Origin of the sequence: Necropsobacter massiliensis, from assembly GCF_000827595.2 — a bacterium.
Lineage (GTDB): Bacteria > Pseudomonadota > Gammaproteobacteria > Enterobacterales > Pasteurellaceae > Necropsobacter > Necropsobacter massiliensis.
Genome location: NZ_LN776180.1, coordinates 114,244 through 138,228 on the forward strand (window position 1 = coordinate 114,244; position 23,985 = coordinate 138,228).

Consider the following 23,985-nt stretch of genomic DNA (forward strand, 5'->3'; position numbering starts at 1 on the left):
CCACCGCACTTTTTAACATCATCCCAACAACACGATCAGCGCGCTTAAGCATCGTCCGCTAATCAAGTTGTTATTTTTTCGCTTTTTTAATAAATTTCATTAATCGTTTGCGTTTGCGTAACTGGGTCGGCGTGAGTTTATTGCGTCTGCCAGCAAACGGATTATTGCCTTCTTGCAACAACAGGCGAATCGGCGATCCGATGATTTTCAGACTGCGCCGGTAATAATTGGATAAATAGCGCTTATAGCTGTCCGGCAGGCGTTCAATCTGATTGCCGTGCACCACGATAATCGGCGGGTTATAACCGCCTGGGTGCGCGTATTTCAGCTTAATTCGACGCCCGCTGACCATTGGCGGTTGGTGCTCGTCTGTTGCCATTTGCAAAATACGGGTCAGCATTGAAGTGGTCATTTTTTGCGTGGCACAAGCATAAGCCTCGCGGATTGATTCAAACAAATTACCAACGCCGCTGCCATGCAGCGCGGAAATAAAATGTACGCGGGCAAAATCAATAAAATCCAGACGACGATCCAACTCGGATTTCACTCGATCTTTAATATCCTGATCCAAGCCGTCCCATTTATTCACTACGATAACCAGCGAGCGCCCAGCATTTAGAATAAAACCGAGCAACGACAGATCCTGATCGGAAATACCTTCGCGCGCATCAATCGTCAGCAAAACCACATTGGCATCTTGAATAGCCTGTAAGGTTTTGATCACAGAGAATTTTTCCACCGTCAGGTGCACTTTGCCGCGTTTGCGCACGCCGGCGGTATCAATAATGGTATATTGCTGCCCGTCGCGTTCCATTGGAATATAAATACTGTCGCGGGTGGTGCCGGGCAAGTCATAAACCACCACACGATCTTCGCCCAAAATACGGTTGGTCAGGGTGGATTTTCCCACATTCGGGCGTCCGACAATCGCAATTTTGATGGTTTTATCGTCATCCTGTTGCTCTTGTGCCAGCACATCGTCCAATAAGGCGGTATCTTCTTGATTGTCAAAGTCGAAATCCTGCTCCCATTCGTCCTGCTCTTGCGCGGTATTATCCGCTGTATTCTGCGCTATGGACTGTTCGCTATCGAAGGTTTCTGCCAGCGGAGCAAGCACCTGTTCCATCAACGCCGTTACACCGCGCCCCTGCGAGGCGGCAATCTGCGCGATTTCCCCCAACCCGAGCTGATAGAATTCCGCACAGTGGGAATCGGCATCGATACCGTCAGTTTTATTGGCAACCACCACAGTAAGTTTGTGCTGGCGCTGACGCAGATAATTGGCAATGCCGATGTCCGCTGCCGTCAGACCGGCGCGGGCATCCACCAAAAACAGCACCACATCCGCCTCTTCAATGGCAAGCAACGATTGTTCCGCCATTTTTTCTTCCACGCCTTGTTCCGTGCCGTCAATACCGCCGGTATCAATCACGATAAAATCATAGCCAGCAATATTCGCCTGACCATATTTGCGGTCGCGGGTCAGTCCGGGAAAATCAGCCACCAGCGCATCTCGAGTTCGGGTTAGCCGATTAAATAAAGTCGATTTGCCGACATTAGGACGACCGACCAGCGCAACAACGGGAGTTGTCATAAAAAACCTCTTTATAATCAACCGCACTTATGCGGTATTTATCAATGGCGGGCATTATAGCGGATTTCAGGGGGAATGAAAAATTGATCTACGCAAGCTGTGTTTAGCGCAACACGACTTGCCTTCTCGCACATCGAAGGCAACCTAAAACGAACCGAAACTATGTTTAACCCAAAAGGAAGAGACGAAAAAGCAAAAAAGCACTAAAAAGTGCTTATTAACCTTAAATCTCACCAAGATTGGCGGAACGGACGGGACTCGAACCCGCGACCCCCTGCGTGACAGGCAGGTATTCTAACCAGCTGAACTACCGCTCCGTATCTGAGGTGTAAATAAATTGGCGGAACGGACGGGACTCGAACCCGCGACCCCCTGCGTGACAGGCAGGTATTCTAACCAGCTGAACTACCGCTCCGCGTTAAGTGGAGGCATAATAATCATGAATAGCATGCTCGTCAAGCGATTTTTATGCTTTCCCGCCCGGTTGCTTAATCCATGAACGTTAATGCAGATTCTCCGTTTCCGCCACCTTATCCCACAGGCAGTTATCCTTGCTTTTTTTGTTTATCAGCCGCAGATAATCCTGATGCGCCTGCAACTCTTCCTCGCTCGGCAGCAACAGTTTCAAATTATGGGAAAAAGCCACCGCACTTTGCTGTTCCGTTACAGAGGCACTGTATAGGGTTTCCTGTTCGTTGTAGTCAAACAGGCTGGTCTGACCGCCGGTCATCGCCAGATACACATCGCCCAGAATCTCCGCATCCAATAACGCACCGTGCAGAGTACGCTTACTGTTATCAATATTTAACCGTTCACATAAGGCATCTAAGCTGTTTCGTTTGCCGGGATAGGTTTTGCGCGCCATTTGCAGCGTATCAGTAACCAGACAGATTTCATCGGTTTTCACCTTGATGCCGTGCTTCGCGAATTCGTAATCCATAAAACCCACATCGAAGGGCGCGTTGTGAATCAACAGTTCCGCGCCTTTAATAAACTCGATAAATTCTTCCGCCACCGCCGCAAAGGCCGGTTTGTCCTGCAACATTTCATCGGTAATGCCGTGAACCTTAATCGCCTCGGGATCCACCGGGCGGTCGGGCTTAATATATAAATGCAGCTTGCGCCCGGTATAACGGCGATTAATCATTTCCACCGCACCGATTTCAATAATGCAGTGACCTTCGTAATGGGCGCCGAACTGGTTCATACCGGTGGTTTCCGTATCCAGCACGATCTGGCGATTAGTATTTATGCTGATAGTCATGAGTTTCGCTATATCTTTAAATCAATTTGCGCTATTATCGCCTGATTTATACAAAATGAGTAGTCTAAATTTATGCGCAAACAGATTGAGATTTTTACCGACGGTTCCTGTCTAGGGAATCCCGGCCCGGGCGGTATCGGCGTGTTGTGGCGTTACGGCGCACACGAGAAACAACTTTCGCAGGGCTATTTCCGTACCACCAACAATCGTATGGAGCTGCTGGCAGTGATTACCGCACTGCGCAGTTTAAAAGAGCCTTGCACGGTAACGCTGCACAGCGACAGCCAATATATGAAAAACGGGATCACACAATGGATTTTCAACTGGAAAAAAAACAACTGGAAAGCCGCCGGCGGTCATCCGGTGAAAAATCAGGATCTGTGGATTGCACTGGATCACGCGGTGCAAGCGCATGACATTCATTGGCAATGGGTAAAAGGTCACAGCGGGCACCGGGAAAACGAGCTCTGCGATCAACTGGCAAAACAGGGCGCAGCGCATCCGACACTGGAAGATACAGGCTATACGGCGGAATAAAGGCTCATCCGCTGAGACACGGAATAAAGTGCGGTGGTTTTTCGGTAAGTTTTTTATTTTGCTGAAAAAATCACCGCACTTTTATTGCCATTGTACGCATGCTGGCTTGAAATTACGGCAGTTTTGCCACAACGGCATAACCTGCCCGCACCGCGTCTATGACATAGTGGGTATCTGCACAAATAAACGCGGATTCGCCCTGTGTCAGCGTTAGTGTGCTGTGAGTTGAGGCGATTTTCACTGCCCCTTGCATCACCAGCACAATCTCAGCACTGTGCGCCTGTCCGTGCAGACGGTCGGCGGCAGCATATCGAAGGTGGGTTAAGGCAAAATCCTGCGCCGGTGTAGAATAAGTGAACTGCGCGCGATCATGCGGTGCGGCAGGAATAATTTTCGGCGCGACCTCACGGCAATCCACCACTTGCAGCAACTGCGCAATATCCACATGCTTGGGCGTTAAACCGCCACGAATCACGTTATCGGAACACGCCATTAATTCGATATTCTGCCCGCGCAGATAAGCGTGCGGAATGCCGGCGTCCTGATAAATGCCCTCGCCCGGTCTGGTATGCACGATATTGAATAAATAAAAACAGATTAAGCCCGGATCCAGTTTATCTGGGCGAATGTCCATGGCTGACATGCTGTAGAGTACCCAGTAATCGGGGTTATCCGGGGTCAGTCGGTCTGCGGCATAAGCGCTGTTGTTGTGTGTAATAATCGGATGCAGCCAGTCAGCAAGCTGTGCTTGAGATGCCTGCATGATATCGGCATAAAAGCTGTGCAGATCCTGCACGGTCAATTTTTCCGCCAGCGCTGCCAGTGAAGGACGGGCATTTAACGCGGCGATAATATCTGCTTTGGGTTTAAAGCCGTGCAATAGCCAAAAGTCAGAAAGCGCGATCATCATTTCCGGTTTATGATTATCATCTTTATAAGTGCGGGTCGGCGCATTTAAGGCGATACCGGCGGCATTTTCCCGCGCAAAGCCGGCTTCGGCTTGCTGTTTGGTCGGATGCAGCTGAATGGAAAGCGGCTTTTCCACATCCAGAATTTTTAATAAATACGGCAGCTGATTGCCGAACTTTTTGCGACTGTCATTTCCAAGTGCGGTCGGATTTTCCGCTAAAAATGCGGTCAAAGGCTGCCAGTTGCCGTCGATTTCCAGCATTGAGGGCGAAGACGGATGAGCGCCGAGCCACCATTCCGCATAATGCTGATTTGTCTGTTCGGGAAAACCGAGCAATGCGGGAAGGTAATGCCCGCCGCCCCATTGATAGTGCTGTAGACTGCCTTTCAGAATATAAATGTCGTTCATTTAACTTTCCTTGCTGCGGTTTGCCACCGCCGTTTGTTTATAACCACCGAAAAATGCCACCACTTTTGCCGTATCTTGTGGGTCGTGCAGCGGTGCAATAAGCCGTTTGCCGTTGTTTAACTCAATAACCAGTATATTGCCGTCGGCAAGGTTGATTTGACGGATTTTCTCATAGCGGATAAACAGATTTTCATAAAAAAAGCCGTTTGCTTTCAAAATCAATACGGGAAAGCGGATAAATGCAATATACAGGCTGAGGATCACGGCGGTCGCCAATAAATACAGGGTTAGCGGGCGGATATTCGCCTGGGTCTGATAAAGCATAACGGCAATAAGCGCGATAAAAATCAGCGCGTCAATTTTTGCCCGTTTTTTTAACCGCACTTTTAGGCGAGTTTCGCCTTTCAACCAGTCCATGCCGAACTGATCGTAAAAAGCGTAAATAAAAAACAGCACAATGCCGCTCAGTAGGAGGATCTCGATCATAGCTTAAATAAAACTAAAAGGCGGGCGTGAAAGCCCGCCACAATGCGCCTATTATAAGCTAGGCAAGAATGCCTGTCCAAGCGCCGAAGATACCGATAACAAAAATACCGGCGATAATCCATAACGCATTGACGCGGTTGCGTAATAACCACATACAGGCAAAAGTGAACAATAACGGCAACAAACCCGGCATTAAGCTGTCCAGAATGCTTTGTACAGTGGTGGTTTCTACGGTGCCGTCTTGTTTTTCAATCACGGACACGACCAGCGGCACATGAATACTGGTCCATTTCTGCACCAACGCCCCCATAATAAACAAACCGAGAATCGACGCGCCTTCGGTCAGTTTCTGCAATAAACCGCCGCTCATATCCTGCACCACATCCAGCCCTTTGCGATAGCCATAGGTGACACCGTAGTAACGAGTGGCAAAACGAACTAGGTTAAATAATAAGAAGAACAGAATCGGACCTAAAAGACTGCCGCTTAATGCCAAGCCCGCGCCTAGGGCAGCGAATACCGGACGTGCGGTACCCCAGTAAATCGGGTCGCCGACCCCGGCTAATGGTCCCATTAATCCCACTTTAATCCCGTTAATGGCGGCATCGTCGATTTCTTTACCGTTGGCACGCTCTTCTTCCATCGCAATGGTCACGCCCAATACCGGTGCTGCCATAAACGGCTGAGTGTTAAAGAATTCCAAATGACGTTTAATTGCATCTTTGCGTTCCGGCGAGTTCGGATCCGGGTATAAGCGTTTAATTACCGGCACCATAGAATAAGCGAAGCCGAGCGCTTGCATACGTTCAAAGTTCCATGAGCCCTGAAACAGGTTGGAGCGCAGTACCACGGAGTTTAAATCACGCTGGGTTACTTTTTTAATTTCTGTAGTCATGTTTTTTACCCTATTAATCTAATCTGTTATCAAGGTCATCATTGCCGTTTGCGACAACCTGCACCACTTGTTTGCTTTGGTTGTATTTCGGGTGCAACTGAATATACAGCGCCGCCATAATCGCGCCGAGAACACCTAACGCCACCAGATTGAAATCAGTGAAAGCGGCAACAACGAAACCAGCGTAGAAAAACGGCATTAAGTGACCGGCACGCATCATGTTGATAACCATGGCATAACCAACTACGGCAATGATACCGCCGGCGATTTTAAGCCCGTTGGTAACCACCTCAGGAATCGCGTGCAACATGGACTGAACAACATCCGTACCGGCGGTGAGCGCCACAATTAGGGCCGGAATGGCAATACGCATCGCCTGTAATAACAACGCGCTGCAATGGATCCAGTCCAAACGGGTCAGATTGCCGTCTTGAATGGATTTATCCGCCGCGTGTTGAAAACCGACGGTAATCGCACGAACGACGTAAGTCAGAACCTGACCTGCCGCCGCCAGCGGAATGGCAATCGCGATACCGGTGGTAATTTCCTGACCGCCGACGATAACCAGAATAGTGGAAATCACCGAAGCCAGTGCCGCATCGGGCGCCAGCGCTGCACCGATATTCATCCAACCGAGCGCCAGCAATTCTAAGGAACCGCCAACAATAATGCCGGTTTTAATATCGCCCAGCACCAGACCAATCAGGGTACAGGCGATTAACGGACGGTGGGTCTGAAACTCATCAAGAATCGAGCCCATACCGCATATACAGGCAACGATAAAAACGAGTATGACTTGGAGTGTTGAAATTTCCATCGTGAATATTCCTTAAACTAAGTTATGTTTCTTTAATAAATCCATCATGTGCTGACGCGTATCATTGGAGACTTTGCGCACATCAAGCTCGATTCCCATACCATCAATAGCTTTAAACGCCGCAATATCGTTATCATCAACGCATACCGCACTGGTAATTTGCTTTTTGCCCTCTTTATACGCCATACCGCCGATATTAATCGATTTCATATCGACACCGGCCTCCAGCAGCTTCAGCACATCGGCAGGGTTGGTAAATAACAGCATGACGCGTTCATTGGCATATTCCGGATTGTTATAAACTCGGATCATTTTATCCACGTTGACAACATGGGCGGTCACTCCCGGCGGCGCCACGCTTTTCAGCATAGTGGAACGTACCTGATCTTTTGCCACATCATCGTTTACCACAATAATGCGACTGACTCGGCTTTCTTTCGTCCAGCGGGTAGCGACCTGACCGTGAATCAAGCGATCATCAATGCGGGCAAGACCGACGATTAAATGTCCTTCTTTATTCGCCTGCACAATCTGTTGCGGCGCGGGTGTCGGCTGTGCTGGCGCAACTGTTGCCGGCACGGTAACTTCCGGTTCAACATATTTTAATGCACGAACACCGGCACGGCCTGTTTCCAATGCAATGGCAACCAATTCCGATAAATTCGGACCGTCATCGCGGGCCATAAAGGTTTCTACCAACATCGGAACATTCACACCGGTGACAATATCCATATTGTCTTTGCCTTCGGCGACGCGGTTTGCGGCGTTAAACGGACTGCCGCCCCAAGTATCCACAAGGAATAATACCTGATCACAATGGGATAAGCTGGTCGCGAGTTGTTCCTGATATTTCGCCATAATCGTTTCAGCATTTTCGCCGGGCACGAAATCAATGGTGGCTACGTCATCTTGCTCACCGATCAACATTTCGGTGGTTTTCAGCAGTTGCTCCGCCGCCACACCGTGTGTTGCTATGATGATCGCAATCGTCATTCTGACTCCTTAAACATAATAAAAGTGGCTCAAATCAAATAGAATTATTTGACCGGCGGATTGTAAATGAAAACGCTCCAGAATAATGTGATTGCGATCACGAATTTGAGATAAAAATTGTTTTATTTTGTGACGCTAATCACAAATTAAGCCAACAGACTGAAGAATGAATTGGGTTTTGATATTTATTTTTTATATTTTAGAAATAAAACTCCATTAATTTACGCACAACATCAGTTTTACTAACAAAAATATAGCGCAGCCGGAGAAAAGTGCGGTGATTTTGACAAAAATTTCACCGCACTTTTTTGCTTATCCGCACAAAAAAAGCTCCCGATTAACGGAAGCTTTTTCAAACAAATTGTAACAATTAGCGACGTAAACCTAAACGAGCAATAGTCGAAGCATAAAGCTCAAGATTGGTACGTTTTAAATAGTCCAACAGTTTACGACGACGGGAAACCATACGCAACAAACCGCGACGACCATGGTGATCCTTTTTATGCTCCGCAAAGTGAGCTTGCAGATGGTTAATCTGCGCGGTTAATAATGCGATCTGTACTTCGGAAGAACCGGTATCTTTCGCGTCACGACCAAACTCGGCAACAATTGCCGCTTTTTTTTCTGTGCTTAGAGACATAATAAAATCCTCTTAAATAGGCTTTGTTAACAATACATCGTTCGCCGATCTCTAACTCAGCGACGACAAATGAACGCAAATTTTAACATCGGAGGGGGAAAATGCAATAAATATTATTAGCGGTGGCTGAATTTATCATAGTATTATTTTATATCCACGGTAACAATAGGATTCGACAAATGGAACTGAATAAGCAAACGGCGCAGAAGATTGTAAAGCGGGCGATGAATATCATCCATAATTCAGTTAATGTTATGGATAAAAACGGGATCATTATTGCCTCCGGGGATTGTTCTCGCTTGAACCAAAAACATATCGGTGCGGTTGTGGCAATTCGGGAAAATAGAGTTGTTGAAATTGATGATGAATTGGCTCGCAAATGGGATTTTGGCACTAAGCCCGGCATTAACGTACCAATTAATTATTTAGGTAATACACTCGGCGTAGTCGGTATTTCCGGCGAACCTGAAAAAGTTCGCTCCTATGCCGAGTTGGTTAAAATGACAGCCGAACTGATTATTGAACAACAAATTTTACTCGAACGAGAACGCTGGGCATATCGTTATAAAGAGGAATTTATTTTACATTTGTTAAATGAAAAACTGCAAATCAATGCACTTAAAAGTCAGGCGGCGTTTTTTAATATCAACCTTGATTTACCTTACGTTGTTGTCATTATTAAACTCTGCCAATCTTCCAGCGAACAATTACAGGAGCTGGTAACCTATTTAAATCAACCGCAATTCAAGCATCATTTAGCGATTCTGTCGCTAAACACTGTCGCCGTTCTAACCCTTGCACAACAAACCGATATCAAACAACTAGATAAATTACTACCGCCAAACAGCCCACCGCATAGCTATAAAATCGCCGTTGGGGCCTGCTTAGAGAATGAATTCAAGCTGCACTTTTCTTATAAAACCGCAGTTAGCACCTTAAATTATGGGCAGAAATGTTATCCCAAACGGACATTCTATTTTTTTGAACAATATCAGCTGCCGGTTTTACTGGACAATTTGACCGATTCTTGGCAAGCGGAAGAATTGTTAAAACCATTACAAAAGCTCTATCGGCAAGATCCACATCGTCAATTACGCAAAACGCTGCAACAATATTTTTTATCAAATTGTGATCCGTCTCTCACTAGTCAAAAATTGTTCATTCACATTAATACGCTGCGTTATCGACTGCATAAGATATCACAAATAACTTCCTTATCTTTCAATAAGATAGATGATTTATTCATACTTTATTTAAGCACTATACTGACTAGATAGAATTAGATAAAAACACAATTAAATACCATTTCAGGTCATTTAATTGTATTTTTTTACAAAGCATTTTTAACTTAAAGCGATAATAATCAACATAGGATCTCAACAACACAAGGGGTTTTTCTATGAGCGGTATAGCACTGATTATCTGTTTTATTATTGCCATTATCGTTATGATCTGGATGATTGCAAAACTGAAAGTTCATCCTTTCTTAGCGCTAATGACAATCTCCCTGTTGCTTGCTCTGATAGCCGGCATCAGTCTAAACAAAATCCCGGCAATTGTCGGCGAAGGTTTCAGTGGCACATTTAAAAGTATCGGTATCGTCATCATTTTCGGTGCTATTATCGGTACAATTCTGGAAAAAACCGGTGCCGCACTTAAATTAGCAGATATGGTAGTCAATATTGTCGGACAAAAACGCCCCGAACTCGCTATGTTGATTATGGGCTGGGTTGTCGGTATTCCGGTCTTTTGTGACAGCGGCTTCGTAGTTTTAAATCCGATTCGAGAAGCAATCCGCAAAAAAATTGCGGCAAATCCGGTAGGAACAGCGGTAGCGCTAAGTGGCGGTCTCTATACTGCACACGTATTTATTCCACCAACACCGGGACCAATAGCGGTAGCGGGTGCGGTCGGTTTAAGCCACAATCTACTATTGGTTATTGTCATGGGGCTAATCGTCTCCATACCGGTATTAATCGCCAGTTATATTTTTGCCAAACGAATCGGTAAACAGGTTATCTTATCAGAGACCGAGGCCGATACCGTCATTACTCAAAGTTATGATGAATTAATTAAACAATACGGTAAATTACCGAACGGTTTCTTAAGCCTTGCACCAATCCTCATGCCGATTCTACTAATGGCATTGGGCTCTATCGCCAAAATCATAGGAATGGGGGGTTTTGCCGGTGATTTAATTCTATTCTTGGGCAATCCGATCATTGCATTAGCGGTCGGAGTCATCTTTTCAGTATTCTTATTGCTGAATTCCAGCAAAATGAAAGAATTTGACGCTTTCACTAATGATACGTTGAAAATCGTCGGACCGATTCTATTTATTACTGCCGCAGGTGGCGTGTTAGGCAAAGTAATCATAGAAGCCGGTTTTGTCGAATACATTAAACAAAATGCACATATTATCAGTACAGCTGGTATTTTCTTCCCATTCATTATTTCAGCGGTTCTAAAAACTGCACAGGGTAGCTCAACGGTCGCAATGATCACAACAGCAGCAATTATGGGCATGTTTGATGCAAGTGATTCACTCATGAATGCCTTGGGATTAACCTCTGAAATAGCCGCCGCATTAACGGTAATGGCTATCGCTGCCGGTGCAATGTGTATTTCTCATGCCAATGACAGCTACTTCTGGGTAGTCACTAACTTCTCAAAAATGACGCCGCAGCAAGGTTACCGAACACAAACCATGCTAACGTTCATCATGGGTATTGTCGGTATGTTAAGTGTCTATATACTCTCTTTAATCTTACTGTAACGGGAGAACAATAATGAAATTCGTCATTGCTCCGGATAGTTTTAAAGAAAGCCTGACCGCATTAGAAGTAGCGGAGGCGATCGAAATCGGATTCAGAAAAATTTTTCCTGACGCCATATATGTCAAAATCCCAATGGCCGACGGCGGGGAAGGCACCGTTCAATCACTGGTGGATGCCACTCAGGGAAAACTGATCAATGTCGAAGTATGTGCGCCGTTGGGTAACAAAGTATCTGCTTTTTTCGGATTATCCGGTGACAATCAAACCGCTATTATCGAAATGGCTGCCGCCTCAGGGTTACACCTAGTTCCCTCGCCACAACGCAATCCGTTAAAAACCACTAGCTTCGGCACAGGTGAACTGATTCGCGCCGCACTTGATTATGGTATAAAAAAAATCATACTGGGCATTGGCGGTAGCGCTACTAATGACGGTGGAGTCGGCATGTTGCAAGCATTGGGTGCAAAATTTCTTAATCAGCAAAATGAACAGATTGCTTTCGGTGGTGAAAATTTAACGCAGATTAAAACCATTGACCTCAGCAAACTGGATCCCCGCTTACAACAAATAGAACTGGACGTTGCTTGCGACGTCGATAATCCTCTTTGCGGAGAAAGCGGTGCTACAGCAATATTCGGTCCACAAAAAGGCGCAACTGCGGAAATGATACACATACTGGACAATGCGCTGTTACATTTTTCACAGATTGCCGAGCAGCAATGCGGGCTGAATATTCGCGATACACCGGGTACCGGTGCAGCGGGTGGTATGGGTGGTGGTCTATTACTGTTGCCGAAAGTGCGGTTGAAATCAGGCGTGAATATTATTACTGACACCCTAAATCTAAAGGAGCGTATTAAAGATGCTGATGTAGTGATTACCGGAGAAGGTCGAATGGACGGGCAAAGCGCTCGTGGCAAAACACCGATTGGTGTTGCAAAAACGGCAAAAATCTTTAATAAACCGGTTATCGCTATCGTTGGTAGCTTACGGGAAGATTACGAGGCAATTTATGAAAACGGCATTGACGCTGTCTTTCCGATTATCCGTCAGGTTCAAAGTCTGGAAGATACATTAAAGTGCGGTCGGGAAAATTTAATTTCTACCGCACAGAATGTCGCAAAACTGTATCAACTACTGAAATAATAATAGCTACGGGGCAAGTTAATTTGCCCTGTCTTTCCACTTGCTTTTATTCATCAACGATTTTCTCCACCCCAAAATGCCGATAAGTTCTTGATGTGGCGATGCGCCCGCGTGGGGTGCGTTGTAAAAAACCCTGTTGAATTAAATAGGGTTCCAGTACATCTTCAATAGTATCGCGCTCCTCGCCGATAGCAGCGGCAAGGTTGTCTAAACCAACCGGGCCGCCGTCAAAGCGTTCGATAATCGCGCTGAGCAGTTTGCGATCCATAAAATCAAAACCGGCAGGATCGACATCCAACATGGATAATGCGGATTCCGAAATCGCAACGGAAATCACGCCTCCGTTTTTGACATCCGCATAATCGCGCACACGGCGCAGTAACCGGTTGGCGATGCGCGGCGTGCCCCGTGAACGACATGCGATTTCCTGCGCGGCGGCAGGTTCAATGGTTAAATTTAAACAGGCGGCGCTACGAGTTACGATTGAAGTTAAATCCGCCACCGAATAAAATTCCAAGCGTTGTACAATACCGAATCGATCCCGCAATGGCGAGGTCAGCGAACCCGCGCGCGTGGTTGCGCCAATCAAGGTAAACGGCGGCAAATCCAGTTTAATCGAACGGGCGGCGGGACCTTCGCCGATCATGATATCCAGCTGATAATCTTCCATGGCGGGATAAAGCACTTCTTCAATCGCCGGCGATAAGCGGTGTATTTCATCAATAAACAGCACATCGTGCGGTTCTAGATTAGTCAGCATTGCCGCCAGATCACCGGCCTTTTCCAATACCGGTCCCGAGGTGGTACGAATATTCACGCCCATTTCATTGGCGACAATATTGGCTAATGTGGTTTTGCCCAAACCCGGCGGGCCGAAAATCAGCAGGTGATCCAACGCATCCTGGCGCAATTTTGCCGCCTGAATAAAAATTTCCATCTGCCCGCGTACCTGCGGTTGTCCCACATAATCGGTCAGTAATTTGGGGCGAATCGCACGGTCGATATATTCATCGTCCGCTTTAGCGCCGGCACTGATAATTCTGTCTGCTTCAATCATTTTATTTATCTTTTATAAAGCGGCTTTTAATGCTTCACGAATGAGCTGTTCGCTGTTTAATTCTGGTTTTGCGACTTTTTTCACCATTTTCTCGGCGTCATTTTGTTTATAGCCCAGTGCGATTAAGGCAGCCACCGCATCATCCGATTGACTATCCACATGCGATGGGTTTTTCTCTACCGCCGGCAAGCGATTACTCTGCACAAAGAAATCCGCTTGCTGCAAACCGTTGAATTTGCCTTTTAATTCCACCAATAAACGTTCCGCCGTTTTTTTGCCGACTCCCGGAATTTTGGTCAGGCGGGATAATTCTTCCCGTTCAATAGCGTATGCAAATTCCGTCACCGACATTGCTGAAAGAATAGCCAGCGCCAGTTTCGGCCCGACGCCGTTGGTTTTAATCAATTCGCGGAATAAAGTGCGGTCATTTTTATGCGAGAATCCGAATAATAAATGAGCGTCTTCGCGCACACTCAGATGGGTAAATAATGTGACTTCCTGCCCGGTTTCCGGCAGATTATAAAAACTGGTCATCGGCAGCAGCAGTTCATAACCGACACCCTGCACGTCCAACAAAATTTCCGGCGGCTGCTTTTCAATCAGCACCCCTTTTAAACGACCAATCATAATGTGATTTACCTTGGCTAAAAATTTTCCTTAGCATAAAATAAAACTGGATAAATATCCAGTTTTATTTATCGTTAGATTTTAAGCCGAAAACGTCCGCGGCTGTATCGCGTGCGTAAAAGTGCGGTCATTTTTTCCGGTGTTTCCATGGTGTTCACGCTGTCTGCTACACGCAGCGAATGTTGTATTGAATGCGCATGAGTGATCGCAATCGCCAGCGCGTCTGCGGCATCAGCCTGCGGCGTATCGGATAATTTCAGAATACGCGTAACCATATCCTGCACCTGTTTTTTATCCGCCGAACCGGTGCCTACCACCGTCTGCTTCACCAACCGCGCAGCATATTCGAATACCGGCAAATCATGATTCACCGCCGCAACAATCGCCGTGCCGCGCGCTTGCCCGAGCTTCAGCGCAGAATTGGCGTTTTTGGCCAGAAACACTTCTTCAATGGCGAACATATGCGGTTGAAACTGAGTGATAATTTCTGTCACGCCAGCATAAATGCGTTTCAGTCGGGTCGGCAAATCCTCCGCCAGTGTGCGAATAGCACCACTGCCGAGATAATCCAACTGCCGCCCCTGCTGGCGGATCACGCCATAACCGGTGACGCGCGAACCGGGGTCAATACCTAAAATAACCGTCATACAGCTTACTGCAAAAAATAAGCGAGCTATTGCCCGCTTATCCCCGATTATTTAACCGATTTCGGTGTCGAGCAGTATTTTACCAGAATCTCATCGGATTCTTTACCGTCGATATATAACATATTGCCGCTAACTTTATCGAGGTTATCCAGCGTCAAGTTATCGGCTACCCAGACGAATTTGTCCGCGCTGGTAAATCTGGCGCTCTCCTTATCGTCCATATCGCGCATAAAGCCGGAAGCGGATACGCTCTGACCTTTATAAGCCACCTCTGCTGAAACAGCATCCGGCCCCTCAAAACGATAAGTGACGATAACCGGTTCATTGCTGTCAACGCCGCAGGCATATTCTACCGTTTTAGTCACAGCCTGTTGCTCTGCGGGTGCCTGCGCTTTGGCGGCTTCCTGCGTTTGAGCCGATGGCTGAGCATTAGTCGACGCGGGTTGTGGTTTATCATCACAGCCGACTAATGCGACTGATAAACCGATTAATGCTAAAGAGGAAATAAATTTCATTGGTTTCTCCTGAAAAATCTTTTGTCAATTAAAGCAATGCGGCGACCTCATCGCTGATTTCGCCGTTATGATAAACGTTCTGCACGTCATCGCAATCTTCCAGCATATCAATCAATCTTAATAATTTCGGTGCGGTTTCCGCATCCAGATCCACGGTTGTCGATGGGATCATCGTGACTTCCGCTTCCTGAATTTTAAATCCTGCCGCTTCAATAGCATCACGCACCGCGCTTAAATCTTCCCATGCGGTATAGATTTCGAAACTGCCGTCATCCTGCGGCTGAATGTCGTCGGCGCCTGCTTCAATTGCGGCTTCGGTTAATGCGTCTTCGTCACCGTTTTCGATCAAGATCAATCCTTTCTTGCTGAATAAATAACCGACCGAACCTTCCGTGCCCAGATTGCCGCCGCATTTAGTAAAACTTGGGCGCACCTGCGAAATAGTACGGTTGGCGTTATCACTTAGACACTCAACCATCACCGCAGTTCCGCCCGGACCGTAACCCTCGTAAATTTTTGTTTCCATATTGGTATCATCGCCACCGCCCACGCCGCGGTCAATGGCACGATTAATGGTATCGCGAGTCATATTGCTAGCCAGCGCTTTATCAATCGCCGCACGCAAGCGCGGGTTCGAGCCGGCATCGCCGCCGCCGATTTTCGCCGCCGTAACTAATTCGCGAATTAATTTGGTGAAGATTTTACCACGCTGTGCGTCTTGTGCCGCTTTGCGGTGTTTGATATTGGCCCACTTACTATGTCCTGCCATATTATTTTCCTTTTAAGTTGCTCCCGTTTCGGTCTTTGCCGCAGCAAAGCAGAAACGTGATTATCGTCTCGAAAGTGCGGTTAAAAATTTGCTATTTTTCAACCGCACTTTTATTGATTAAATACTTTTTGATTGCCTGCGCATTATTTGGCGATTTAGTTATCGCCGCCGCTTGCTGCGGTTCCAGCCATTGATACGCCGAATGTTCGCTTAACATCGGCGTTGCCTCCTGCGGCAGTGCCAGCAAAAATCGATATTCTGTGCAATGTGTGACATTCGGCGCGTATTTATACCGAAAATGCGGAAAAATTTCAAATTTTATGCTGTCTTTGCAATCAATTAAATTCAACCGCTGCGCCGCAATATCAATGCCCGTTTCTTCTTTCACTTCCCGCATCGCTGCCTGACGGGCAAATTCGCCGTCCTCCAGCGAACCGGTCACCGATTGCCAGAACGCGGGATCGTCTCGGCGCCGTAGCATCAAAACTCGCCCGGTATTTTCAGCATAGATCACGGCAAGAATGGAATGAGGATTTTTATATTTCATCGGTGTTGTTGATTCTGAGATAAATAAAGACGGCTTTTCACAATAAACGGAAACGCAATCCTATTCCTTGCAAGAACATCTTGGCATTCAAAGCGATACACACGGCGAACGGATTACAGAAAAAGGGCGCCCGCCAATACGCCCTTCAAGCTAAATTTTATTCGCTTTTTGCCACTGCAATCCCCAATTCCGCCAGGGCCTGCGGATTTGCCGCGCTCGGTGCTTCGGTCATCAGACAGGCTGCCGCAGTAGTTTTCGGGAAGGCGATTACATCGCGAATGTTATCAGTGCCGGTGAGCAACATGACTAACCGATCCAGCCCGAATGCAAGCCCGGCGTGCGGTGGTGTACCGAATTTTAACGCATCAAGCAGGAAGCCGAATTTTTCGCGCTGCTGCTGTTCATCAATGCCTAAAATGCTGAACACGGTTTGCTGCATGTGCGGGTTGAAGATACGCACCGAACCGCCGCCCACTTCGTAGCCGTTAATCACCATATCATAAGCATTTGCCACCGCACTGGTCGGATCGGCTTCCAACTGCTGCGGGGTAAAATCTTTCGGCGAGGTGAACGGGTGGTGCATTGCGGCTAAATGACCTTCGTCATCACGTTCAAACATCGGGAAGTCGATCACCCAAAGCGGCCGCCATTCGTCCGAACGGGTTAAGCCTAAATCGCGCCCGAGTTTCAAACGCAATGCGCCCATGGCATCGGTCGCCACATTCCATTTATCCGCACCGAAGAACAAAATATCGCCGCTTTGCGCCGAAGTGCGGTCTAAAATCGCCTTGATTTTTGCTTCGTTTAAAAATTTGGCAATCGGGCTTTGTACGCCGTCTAAGCCGGCATTTAGCTCATTGACTTTCAACCACGCCAACCCTTTCGCACCGTAAATGCCGACGAATTGCGTATATTCGTCAATTTGTTTACGTGTGATACTGGCGCCGTTCGGCACGCGGATCACTGTGACGCGACCGTTCGGGTCTTGCGCCGGGACGCTGAAGACTTTGAAATCCACGTCTTTGACAATATCCGCTACATCCACCATTTCCAGCGGGTTACGCAGATCCGGTTTGTCAGAACCGAAACGTTGCATAGCTTCTTGCCAAGTCATCACCGGGAATGCGCCCAAATCCACGCCGAGCGTATCTTGCCACAAACCGCGAATCATCCGTTCCATAATCTCACGCACTTGCGGTGCGGTTAAAAATGAGGTTTCCACATCAATCTGGGTAAATTCCGGCTGGCGATCAGCGCGCAAATCTTCATCACGGAAACATTTTACGATCTGATAATAACGATCAAAACCGGACATCATCAGTAACTGTTTAAATAATTGCGGCGATTGCGGCAACGCGTAGAATTTGCCCTTATGCACGCGGCTCGGCACCAGATAATCGCGCGCGCCTTCCGGTGTGGCTTTGGTCAGCATCGGCGTTTCAATGTCTAAAAAGCCGTTGGCATCCATAAAACGGCGCACAAATGCGGTAATTTTCGCCCGCGTTTTCAGACGCTGCGCCATTTCCGGACGGCGCAGATCCAGATAACGATATTTCAAGCGTTGTTCTTCGGTATTGTTCTGATTAAAATCCAACGGCAACACTTCGGAGGCGTTATAAACCGTTAAGGCTTGCGCCAGCACTTCCACTGCGCCGGTCGCCATGGTTTTATTAATTTGATTGTCCGGGCGGGCAATCACTTCGCCTTTAATCTGAATACAAAACTCATTGCGCAGCGCCGCAGCGGCATTCAGGGCGTCGGGAAACTTCGGATCAAAACAAACTTGCACGATACCTTCGCGATCGCGCATATCAATAAAAATCAACCCGCCCAAATCGCGGCGTTTATGCACCCAGCCGCTTAAGGTCACTTCCTGCCCGATATGTTCGCGGCTTAACGCACCGCAATAATGAGTTCGCATCATATAGTATTCCTTGAATAAAACGAGATAAATTAACCGACTGATTATAGCGAAAATCAAGGCAAAAAAACATGATTTGTTTTCACCGCACTTTATTGGCAGCTCAAAGCGCCTGTTTTCTGCTCCGACCAATCATTCCCGAGTTTGATAAAACGCAAATCTCTGCTAACATTATTTTCGATAAAAATTAATAAATCAAGGATATTTAATGTTCATTATCAATGTGTTATTTATCACAATATTGGCTATTCGGTGTTATACCCTGTCTATTTCCATTAAAAATGAAAAAAACCTGATCAAAAACGGTGCACAACAATACGGCAAAGGCAATTCCGCGCTGCTTTCCGCCGCCCATATCGTTTTTTATTTTTCCGCCATTATTGAAGCCAACCGTAACCAAATAGGCTTTGATACGGTTGCGTTATGCGGACTTTGCTTGATTGTTTTCGCGTTCGCGGCATTGTGTTATGTGATCCGCCAGCTGAAAGAAATCTGGACGGTAAAAATCTATATTCTGCCTCATCACCGGCTCAATCGTTCCTTTTTATTTAAATACGTGCGCCACCCGAATTATTTCCTCAATATTATCCCCGAACTGATCGGGCTCGCGCTGCTCTGCCACGCAACATATACGGCGTTGTTCGGTCTGCCGGTATATTTACTGATCTTATTTATTCGCATAAAACAAGAACAGCGTGCAATGGCGCATTTATACTAAATCATTTGTCGGATAGCGAAACTTCTTCTAAAATGACCGCACTTTTTCACTGAACGATAAAAAAGAATGCCAAAAGATACGCTATTTTCGACCCCGATTGAGAAACTGGGCGATTTCACATTTGATGAAAACGTGGCAGAAGTGTTTCCGGATATGATCCAACGCTCGGTGCCCGGCTATTCCAATATCATCACCGCTATCGGCATGCTGGCGCATCGGTTCGTCACTGCCGATTCCACGGTGTACGATCTCGGCTGTTCGCGCGGCGCCGCAACACTTGCCGCGCGGCGTAATATCCGACAGCCGAACGTGAAGATCATCGGGGTGGATAATTCCCTGCCGATGGTCGAGCGCTGTCGCCAACATATCAGCGCCTATCACAGTGAAATTCCGGTGCAAATTCTGTGCGACGACATCCGCAATATTCCGATTCACAACGCTTCCATGGTGATTTTAAATTTCACGTTGCAATTTCTGCCGCCGCAGGATCGTCTGGCTTTATTGCAAAATATTTACCACGGGCTGAATCCAAACGGCGTATTGGTGTTGTCGGAAAAATTCCGCTTTGATGATAGCAATATCAACGATCTGCTGATCGATCTGCATCACCAGTTCAAGCGCGCCAACGGCTACAGCGAGCTAGAAGTCAGCCAAAAACGCACCGCACTTGAAAACGTGATGCACACCGACAGCATTGAACAACATAAAGTGCGGTTAAAATCCGTTGGGTTTTCACATACAGAACTGTGGTTTCAATGTTTTAATTTCGGCTCGATGATTGCTGTAAAATAAACCTGTTAATCCGCATGATAAAATACACGCTTCTAATTTGTGGTTTGTGCGCCGGTCTCCTGCAATCGGCACTGGCGCAGGAAACGCGCACCAATAATCTGATTATTTTCTATGACCGAACTCAAACCGACGCCGATACGTTGATTGCCTATGCCCATCGGCAAGGAACGACATTGCTTTATCGCTATAACCATCTCAACGCCATTGCAGTACATGTGCCGGAAAACAGCGACTACCGACAAATACGGAGCCGTTTTGCCTCGCGGAAAGGCGTATTGCAGGTCAGTCCGGAGCAAATTCTGAGTTTAGATTCAACAATGTCGAAATAACGCCGAGCGACAATTCGTTATAACCGGTTCGTCGGCTTAATGATTTTTGCCCCCGTTTGTGGCATAATTCCGGCGGTTTATCTATTCAAATCAATCGGAGGCAAGAATGCGCATTTTACACACCATGTTACGGGTAGGCGATTTGGAACGCTCAATTACATTTTATCGCGATGTATTGGGCATGCGTTTGCTGCGCACCAGCGAAAATCCCGAATATCAATATTCATTGGCATTTTTAGGGTATGACGATGAGGACAAAGCGTCGGTGATTGAACTCACTTATAACTGGGGCGTCAGCGAATATGAAGCGGGCAACGCATTCGGTCATATTGCAATCGGCGTGGACGATATTTATCGCACCTGCGAGGCAGTCAGCGCCGCCGGCGGGAAAGTAACGCGCGCACCGGGACCGGTCAAAGGCGGTACAACCGTGATCGCTTTCGTAGAAGATCCGGACGGTTATAAAATTGAATTTATCGAAAATAAAAACGCACAGGCGGGTTTAGGCAACTAATTTCACTGTTTATGCGGCGGACGGATAATTGCCGCGCTGCCGTGATGATTTTACGGGAGGAACAATGCAACCGCCCGATATTTTTATTGACTTATTCATTCGGAATTTATACTGATGACAACCATAGCCGAACCCATTAACTATAATCTGCTGAAAAACCGCTTCCGCGGCTACTTCCCGGTCATTATTGACGTCGAAACCGCCGGCTTTAACGCCAAAACGGATGCGTTGCTGGAACTGGCGGCCATTACCTTAAAAATGGACGAAAACGGCTTATTAGCGCCGGATCAGCGATGTCATTTCCATATTCAGCCCTTTGCAGGCGCCAATATCAACCCTGACTCATTAAAATTTAACGGTATTGATATTGACAATCCCTTGCGCGGCGCCGTTTCAGAAAATATCGCGCTGAGTGAGCTGTTCAAAATGGTGCGCCGCGCGCAAAAAGACGCCGAATGCCAGCGTTCCATTATTGTGGCGCACAACGCCGCATTTGATCAGAGTTTTCTGATGGCAGCCGCAGAACGCACCGCGCTCAAGCGCAACCCATTTCATCCTTTCGGCATGTTTGATACCGCCACATTAAGCGGGCTGATGTTCGGACAGACAGTGCTGGTGAAAGCCTGTCAGGCGGCGAAAATTCCGTTCGACAGCAAACAGGCGCATTCCGCCCTCTATGATACGGAACGCACCGCGGAATTGTTTTGTTATATGGTCAATCATTTAAAAAATCTCGGCGGTTTTCCGCATATTTCTGAATAAAATCAATCCGATTGGCATAAAGTGCGGTGTATTTTATAAAAGTTATAGACAAAACTTTTATTTTTAGTACATTGAACGGCGGTTTTCTATTATTCATTCCATAAGGACAATACACCATGTTATTAACTAACCCGGTTGTTATTTCTATCATTGTCTTGTTGGCATTAAGCCTACTGCGCATTAATGTGGTGATCGCCTTGATTATCGCCGCCTTAACCGCAGGCATTTGCAGTGATCTGAATATCAGCGAAACAATAAAAAGTTTTACCGGCGGACTGGGCGGCGGTGCCGAAGTCGCGATGAACTACGCCATTCTGGGCGCGTTCGCCGTCGCAATTTCAAAATCCGGCATCACCGATTTACTGGCGTTTAACGTTATCAAGCGGCTGGGGCGAGCGCCCACAAGCAGCTCCATGGCGGGCTTTAAATATTTTATCCTCGCAGTACTGTTGGTATTCGCCGTTTCTTCCCAAAATCTGCTGCCAGTACATATTGCGTTTATTCCGATTGTCATTCCGCCACTGCTTTCCATTTTCAATAAACTGAAAATCGACCGCCGTGCGGTAGCCTGTGTACTGACTTTCGGATTAACCGCTACCTACATGCTGCTGCCGGTCGGTTTCGGGAAAATCTTTATTGAAAGCGTACTGGTGAAAAATATCAATCAGGTGGGCGCGCCGTTAGGCTTACAAACCAGTGTGGGTGAAGTCTCGCTGGCGATGACCATTCCGGTAATCGGTATGGTGCTGGGATTGCTGACCGCAGTATTTATCAGCTATCGTAAACCGCGCGAGTATGCTGTTTCGCATCAGACGTTAACCACCGCCGAAATCGAACAGCATATCGCCAATATCAAACCATTTCATATTACTGCCAGTATCGTCGCGATTATCGTCACTTTCGGGCTACAGCTAATCACCAGTTCCACCATTATCGGCGGGCTGGCGGGGTTAATTATTTTCGCCCTGTGCGGAATTTTTAAATTAAAAGAAAGCAACGATATCTTTCAGCAGGGCTTACGCCTAATGGCGATGATTGGCTTTGTGATGATCGCCGCTTCCGGTTTCGCTGCGGTCATCAATGCAACGGGCGGCGTCAACATCCTGGTGGATACCTTCAGTCAAGGATTGGGCGCCAATAACAAAGGGCTGGCGGCATTTTTAATGTTGCTGGTCGGTTTGTTTATCACCATGGGCATCGGTTCCTCATTCTCTACCGTACCGATTATTACTTCAATTTATGTGCCGCTGTGCCTGTCACTGGGATTTTCACCGTTGGCGACGGTGTCGATTGTTGGCGTTGCGGCAGCGTTGGGCGATGCCGGTTCACCCGCTTCCGATTCAACATTGGGTCCGACTTCCGGTTTGAATATGGATGGCAAGCACGACCACATCTGGGATTCAGTGGTGCCGACATTTATTCACTACAATATCCCGCTGCTGATTTTCGGCTGGATAGCGGCAATGTCTCTTTAATTTTATACGGGCGTCACCACGGCGCCCGCTTTATTATGCTATGAATCAATCCAAACTTATTCTGCGTCTGAAACAAACGGTAAAGCGATTTTATACGCAATATCATATTGCAGAGAAGCGCAAAATCTTAGCAAAATTCGACCGCACTTTATTCAGCGAAGATTTCCAATCATTGGATTTTTATGTAAAAGAGTTGCAACAAACGCTGACGGTTTTAGAACATTTGCAAAGCGACCAACAGGCACAATATCAGTTTTACAGCCAAAAATTGCTGGCACAATGCAATGCGCTCGCCGATGCGCTGACCCCTTCCCCGCGCCAATCCGTTACAACAACGCAGGCGGCGCAATCATTACGGGCACGACAGAAACAACTGGTTCATCAACTACCGCCGCGCAAGCGGCTGGAAAAATATTACGACGCACTACGCGCGCTGAATGAAAAACTGGAACAACAACAGACCAACGCTACTCGCGCGCGCAACCACGCAGAAAAACAATACCACTTACAACAGGCAGAAATCACCAAACAACGCCGCGCCCGCTGTCTCGAAGCCATTGAACTGCTGGAAGATTATCTGTCATTAAACAACGATTGATAAAAGCAGAAGAATCGGAAAAGTCATAATAAAAAAACCTGCCAGAGTAATTTGACAGGTTTTATTGAATTTGATGGCGGAGGAAGTGAGATTCGAACTCACGGAGGGCGTAAACCCTCGCCGGTTTTCAAGACCGGTGCCTTCAACCACTCGACCATTCCTCCGTGATTTAAGCGTGAGGAATAATACGTGCTTTGCCCGGCTAAGTCAAGCGAAGAAAAATCGCTTTTGGTTTAATTGCTTTTTT

26 protein-coding genes and 3 tRNA genes are annotated in these 23,985 nt (G+C 47.0%); 11 read left to right on the forward strand and 18 right to left on the reverse strand.

The features are described from left to right. Positions 1 to 70 precede the first annotated feature (70 nt). From der to dnaQ, 4 genes are all read right to left on the reverse strand, one after another. The gene (der, locus tag BN3349_RS03135; protein ID WP_040975849.1) at positions 71 to 1,594 is read right to left on the reverse strand and encodes a ribosome biogenesis GTPase Der; all 1,524 of its coding nucleotides are present in this window, start codon (positions 1,592 to 1,594) and stop codon (positions 71 to 73) included. A 240-nt stretch (positions 1,595 to 1,834) separates the two neighbouring features. After that, positions 1,835 to 1,911, reverse strand: a tRNA-Asp gene (locus tag BN3349_RS03140). Between the two features lie 21 nt (positions 1,912 to 1,932). Further along, positions 1,933 to 2,009: transfer RNA gene (locus BN3349_RS03145), tRNA-Asp, on the reverse strand. Positions 2,010 to 2,096: 87 nt separating this feature from the next. Next, on the reverse strand, positions 2,097 to 2,858 hold the full coding sequence (dnaQ, locus tag BN3349_RS03150; protein WP_040975851.1) for a DNA polymerase III subunit epsilon: 762 nt from the start codon (positions 2,856 to 2,858) through the stop codon (positions 2,097 to 2,099). Positions 2,859 to 2,930: 72 nt separating this feature from the next. Here dnaQ and rnhA point away from each other — a divergent pair, with 72 nt between their 5' ends. Further along, the gene (rnhA, locus tag BN3349_RS03155; protein ID WP_040975852.1) at positions 2,931 to 3,395 is read left to right on the forward strand and encodes a ribonuclease HI; all 465 of its coding nucleotides are present in this window, start codon (positions 2,931 to 2,933) and stop codon (positions 3,393 to 3,395) included. Between the two features lie 112 nt (positions 3,396 to 3,507). On the opposite strand, the gene manA is transcribed toward rnhA, so the two are convergent. The 6 genes from manA to rpsO form a co-directional block, all read right to left on the reverse strand. Continuing rightward, a complete protein-coding gene (manA, locus tag BN3349_RS03160) occupies positions 3,508 to 4,713 on the reverse strand; it encodes a mannose-6-phosphate isomerase, class I (protein ID WP_040975853.1) in 1,206 nt (401 codons plus the stop codon). Then, positions 4,714 to 5,199 (reverse strand): DUF986 family protein, encoded by a 486-nt coding sequence (locus tag BN3349_RS03165; RefSeq protein ID WP_040975855.1) that lies wholly within the window; start codon positions 5,197 to 5,199, stop codon positions 4,714 to 4,716. 58 nt (positions 5,200 to 5,257) lie between these two features. Further along, positions 5,258 to 6,094: a PTS mannose transporter subunit IID gene (locus BN3349_RS03170; protein WP_040975857.1), complete on the reverse strand. Its 837-nt coding sequence runs from the start codon at positions 6,092 to 6,094 to the stop codon at positions 5,258 to 5,260. Positions 6,095 to 6,107: 13 nt separating this feature from the next. Further along, the gene (locus BN3349_RS03175; RefSeq protein WP_032109523.1) at positions 6,108 to 6,911 is read right to left on the reverse strand and encodes a PTS mannose/fructose/sorbose transporter subunit IIC; all 804 of its coding nucleotides are present in this window, start codon (positions 6,909 to 6,911) and stop codon (positions 6,108 to 6,110) included. 12 nt (positions 6,912 to 6,923) lie between these two features. Beyond that, positions 6,924 to 7,904, reverse strand: coding sequence for a PTS mannose transporter subunit IIAB (manX, locus tag BN3349_RS03180; RefSeq protein ID WP_040975859.1), 981 nt, complete (start codon positions 7,902 to 7,904; stop codon positions 6,924 to 6,926). Between the two features lie 370 nt (positions 7,905 to 8,274). Further along, entirely contained in the window at positions 8,275 to 8,544 is a 270-nt protein-coding gene (gene rpsO / locus BN3349_RS03185) for a 30S ribosomal protein S15 (RefSeq protein WP_040975862.1), read from the reverse strand. 179 nt (positions 8,545 to 8,723) lie between these two features. Between rpsO and BN3349_RS03190 the strand changes: the two genes are divergently transcribed. The 3 genes from BN3349_RS03190 (at position 8,724) to BN3349_RS03200 (ending at position 12,467) form a co-directional block, all read left to right on the forward strand. Next, positions 8,724 to 9,821, forward strand: a complete 1,098-nt coding sequence (locus BN3349_RS03190) for a sugar diacid recognition domain-containing protein (protein WP_040975864.1) — start codon at positions 8,724 to 8,726, stop codon at positions 9,819 to 9,821. Positions 9,822 to 9,943: 122 nt separating this feature from the next. After that, positions 9,944 to 11,320 carry a GntP family permease gene (locus tag BN3349_RS03195; protein WP_040975866.1) on the forward strand — a complete coding sequence of 459 codons (1,377 nt, stop codon included), beginning with the start codon at positions 9,944 to 9,946 and terminating at the stop codon, positions 11,318 to 11,320. Positions 11,321 to 11,333: 13 nt separating this feature from the next. Further along, positions 11,334 to 12,467: a glycerate kinase gene (locus BN3349_RS03200; RefSeq protein ID WP_040975868.1), complete on the forward strand. Its 1,134-nt coding sequence runs from the start codon at positions 11,334 to 11,336 to the stop codon at positions 12,465 to 12,467. A gap of 46 nt (positions 12,468 to 12,513) precedes the next feature. Here the strand turns inward: BN3349_RS03200 and ruvB are convergent, their stop codons facing one another. The 7 genes from ruvB to aspS all read right to left on the reverse strand — a co-directional run bounded on the left by ruvB (position 12,514) and on the right by aspS (position 18,553). Beyond that, positions 12,514 to 13,524, reverse strand: coding sequence for a Holliday junction branch migration DNA helicase RuvB (gene ruvB, locus BN3349_RS03205; protein WP_032109517.1), 1,011 nt, complete (start codon positions 13,522 to 13,524; stop codon positions 12,514 to 12,516). A gap of 12 nt (positions 13,525 to 13,536) precedes the next feature. After that, positions 13,537 to 14,151 carry a Holliday junction branch migration protein RuvA gene (ruvA, locus tag BN3349_RS03210; protein WP_040975870.1) on the reverse strand — a complete coding sequence of 205 codons (615 nt, stop codon included), beginning with the start codon at positions 14,149 to 14,151 and terminating at the stop codon, positions 13,537 to 13,539. A gap of 74 nt (positions 14,152 to 14,225) precedes the next feature. Next, positions 14,226 to 14,798: a crossover junction endodeoxyribonuclease RuvC gene (ruvC, locus tag BN3349_RS03215; protein ID WP_040975871.1), complete on the reverse strand. Its 573-nt coding sequence runs from the start codon at positions 14,796 to 14,798 to the stop codon at positions 14,226 to 14,228. Between the two features lie 47 nt (positions 14,799 to 14,845). Beyond that, a complete protein-coding gene (locus BN3349_RS03220) occupies positions 14,846 to 15,313 on the reverse strand; it encodes an ACP-like domain-containing protein (RefSeq protein ID WP_040975873.1) in 468 nt (155 codons plus the stop codon). A gap of 28 nt (positions 15,314 to 15,341) precedes the next feature. After that, entirely contained in the window at positions 15,342 to 16,082 is a 741-nt protein-coding gene (locus tag BN3349_RS03225) for a YebC/PmpR family DNA-binding transcriptional regulator (RefSeq protein WP_032109514.1), read from the reverse strand. Between the two features lie 91 nt (positions 16,083 to 16,173). Beyond that, positions 16,174 to 16,629 (reverse strand): dihydroneopterin triphosphate diphosphatase, encoded by a 456-nt coding sequence (gene nudB, locus BN3349_RS03230; RefSeq protein ID WP_040975875.1) that lies wholly within the window; start codon positions 16,627 to 16,629, stop codon positions 16,174 to 16,176. Positions 16,630 to 16,786: 157 nt separating this feature from the next. Then, positions 16,787 to 18,553, reverse strand: coding sequence for an aspartate--tRNA ligase (gene aspS / locus BN3349_RS03235; protein WP_040975877.1), 1,767 nt, complete (start codon positions 18,551 to 18,553; stop codon positions 16,787 to 16,789). 205 nt (positions 18,554 to 18,758) lie between these two features. Between aspS and BN3349_RS03240 the strand changes: the two genes are divergently transcribed. From BN3349_RS03240 to priC, 7 genes are all read left to right on the forward strand, one after another. Then, positions 18,759 to 19,268: an isoprenylcysteine carboxyl methyltransferase family protein gene (locus tag BN3349_RS03240; protein WP_040975879.1), complete on the forward strand. Its 510-nt coding sequence runs from the start codon at positions 18,759 to 18,761 to the stop codon at positions 19,266 to 19,268. Positions 19,269 to 19,334: 66 nt separating this feature from the next. Next, the gene (gene cmoA, locus BN3349_RS03245) at positions 19,335 to 20,060 is read left to right on the forward strand and encodes a carboxy-S-adenosyl-L-methionine synthase CmoA (RefSeq protein ID WP_040975881.1); all 726 of its coding nucleotides are present in this window, start codon (positions 19,335 to 19,337) and stop codon (positions 20,058 to 20,060) included. Between the two features lie 44 nt (positions 20,061 to 20,104). Further along, positions 20,105 to 20,389 (forward strand): hypothetical protein, encoded by a 285-nt coding sequence (locus BN3349_RS03250; protein WP_218971799.1) that lies wholly within the window; start codon positions 20,105 to 20,107, stop codon positions 20,387 to 20,389. A 106-nt stretch (positions 20,390 to 20,495) separates the two neighbouring features. Then, positions 20,496 to 20,903 (forward strand): lactoylglutathione lyase, encoded by a 408-nt coding sequence (gene gloA / locus BN3349_RS03255; RefSeq protein ID WP_040975884.1) that lies wholly within the window; start codon positions 20,496 to 20,498, stop codon positions 20,901 to 20,903. A 114-nt stretch (positions 20,904 to 21,017) separates the two neighbouring features. Next, a complete protein-coding gene (gene rnt / locus BN3349_RS03260; RefSeq protein WP_040975886.1) occupies positions 21,018 to 21,665 on the forward strand; it encodes a ribonuclease T in 648 nt (215 codons plus the stop codon). A gap of 116 nt (positions 21,666 to 21,781) precedes the next feature. Next, on the forward strand, positions 21,782 to 23,140 hold the full coding sequence (locus BN3349_RS03265; protein ID WP_040975889.1) for a Na+/H+ antiporter family protein: 1,359 nt from the start codon (positions 21,782 to 21,784) through the stop codon (positions 23,138 to 23,140). Positions 23,141 to 23,180: 40 nt separating this feature from the next. Then, positions 23,181 to 23,738, forward strand: coding sequence for a primosomal replication protein PriC (gene priC, locus BN3349_RS03270; protein ID WP_040975891.1), 558 nt, complete (start codon positions 23,181 to 23,183; stop codon positions 23,736 to 23,738). Between the two features lie 74 nt (positions 23,739 to 23,812). On the opposite strand, the gene BN3349_RS03275 is transcribed toward priC, so the two are convergent. Next, positions 23,813 to 23,902 (reverse strand) — tRNA-Ser (locus tag BN3349_RS03275). Positions 23,903 to 23,985 lie beyond the last annotated feature (83 nt).

Bases quoted from the DNA above. Each gene is read 5' to 3' on its own strand.
- der (WP_040975849.1), bottom strand. From the start codon at position 1,594: ATGACAACTCCCGTTGTTGCGCTGGTCGGTCGTCCTAATGTCGGCAAA.
- dnaQ (WP_040975851.1), bottom strand. From the start codon at position 2,858: ATGACTATCAGCATAAATACTAATCGCCAGATCGTGCTGGATACGGAA.
- rnhA (WP_040975852.1), top strand. From the start codon at position 2,931: ATGCGCAAACAGATTGAGATTTTTACCGACGGTTCCTGTCTAGGGAAT.
- manA (WP_040975853.1), bottom strand. From the start codon at position 4,713: ATGAACGACATTTATATTCTGAAAGGCAGTCTACAGCACTATCAATGG.
- BN3349_RS03165 (WP_040975855.1), bottom strand. From the start codon at position 5,199: ATGATCGAGATCCTCCTACTGAGCGGCATTGTGCTGTTTTTTATTTAC.
- BN3349_RS03170 (WP_040975857.1), bottom strand. From the start codon at position 6,094: ATGACTACAGAAATTAAAAAAGTAACCCAGCGTGATTTAAACTCCGTG.
- BN3349_RS03175 (WP_032109523.1), bottom strand. From the start codon at position 6,911: ATGGAAATTTCAACACTCCAAGTCATACTCGTTTTTATCGTTGCCTGT.
- manX (WP_040975859.1), bottom strand. From the start codon at position 7,904: ATGACGATTGCGATCATCATAGCAACACACGGTGTGGCGGCGGAGCAA.
- rpsO (WP_040975862.1), bottom strand. From the start codon at position 8,544: ATGTCTCTAAGCACAGAAAAAAAAGCGGCAATTGTTGCCGAGTTTGGT.
- BN3349_RS03190 (WP_040975864.1), top strand. From the start codon at position 8,724: ATGGAACTGAATAAGCAAACGGCGCAGAAGATTGTAAAGCGGGCGATG.
- BN3349_RS03195 (WP_040975866.1), top strand. From the start codon at position 9,944: ATGAGCGGTATAGCACTGATTATCTGTTTTATTATTGCCATTATCGTT.
- BN3349_RS03200 (WP_040975868.1), top strand. From the start codon at position 11,334: ATGAAATTCGTCATTGCTCCGGATAGTTTTAAAGAAAGCCTGACCGCA.
- ruvB (WP_032109517.1), bottom strand. From the start codon at position 13,524: ATGATTGAAGCAGACAGAATTATCAGTGCCGGCGCTAAAGCGGACGAT.
- ruvA (WP_040975870.1), bottom strand. From the start codon at position 14,151: ATGATTGGTCGTTTAAAAGGGGTGCTGATTGAAAAGCAGCCGCCGGAA.
- ruvC (WP_040975871.1), bottom strand. From the start codon at position 14,798: ATGACGGTTATTTTAGGTATTGACCCCGGTTCGCGCGTCACCGGTTAT.
- BN3349_RS03220 (WP_040975873.1), bottom strand. From the start codon at position 15,313: ATGAAATTTATTTCCTCTTTAGCATTAATCGGTTTATCAGTCGCATTA.
- BN3349_RS03225 (WP_032109514.1), bottom strand. From the start codon at position 16,082: ATGGCAGGACATAGTAAGTGGGCCAATATCAAACACCGCAAAGCGGCA.
- nudB (WP_040975875.1), bottom strand. From the start codon at position 16,629: ATGAAATATAAAAATCCTCATTCCATTCTTGCCGTGATCTATGCTGAA.
- aspS (WP_040975877.1), bottom strand. From the start codon at position 18,553: ATGATGCGAACTCATTATTGCGGTGCGTTAAGCCGCGAACATATCGGG.
- BN3349_RS03240 (WP_040975879.1), top strand. From the start codon at position 18,759: ATGTTCATTATCAATGTGTTATTTATCACAATATTGGCTATTCGGTGT.
- cmoA (WP_040975881.1), top strand. From the start codon at position 19,335: ATGCCAAAAGATACGCTATTTTCGACCCCGATTGAGAAACTGGGCGAT.
- gloA (WP_040975884.1), top strand. From the start codon at position 20,496: ATGCGCATTTTACACACCATGTTACGGGTAGGCGATTTGGAACGCTCA.
- rnt (WP_040975886.1), top strand. From the start codon at position 21,018: ATGACAACCATAGCCGAACCCATTAACTATAATCTGCTGAAAAACCGC.
- BN3349_RS03265 (WP_040975889.1), top strand. From the start codon at position 21,782: ATGTTATTAACTAACCCGGTTGTTATTTCTATCATTGTCTTGTTGGCA.
- priC (WP_040975891.1), top strand. From the start codon at position 23,181: ATGAATCAATCCAAACTTATTCTGCGTCTGAAACAAACGGTAAAGCGA.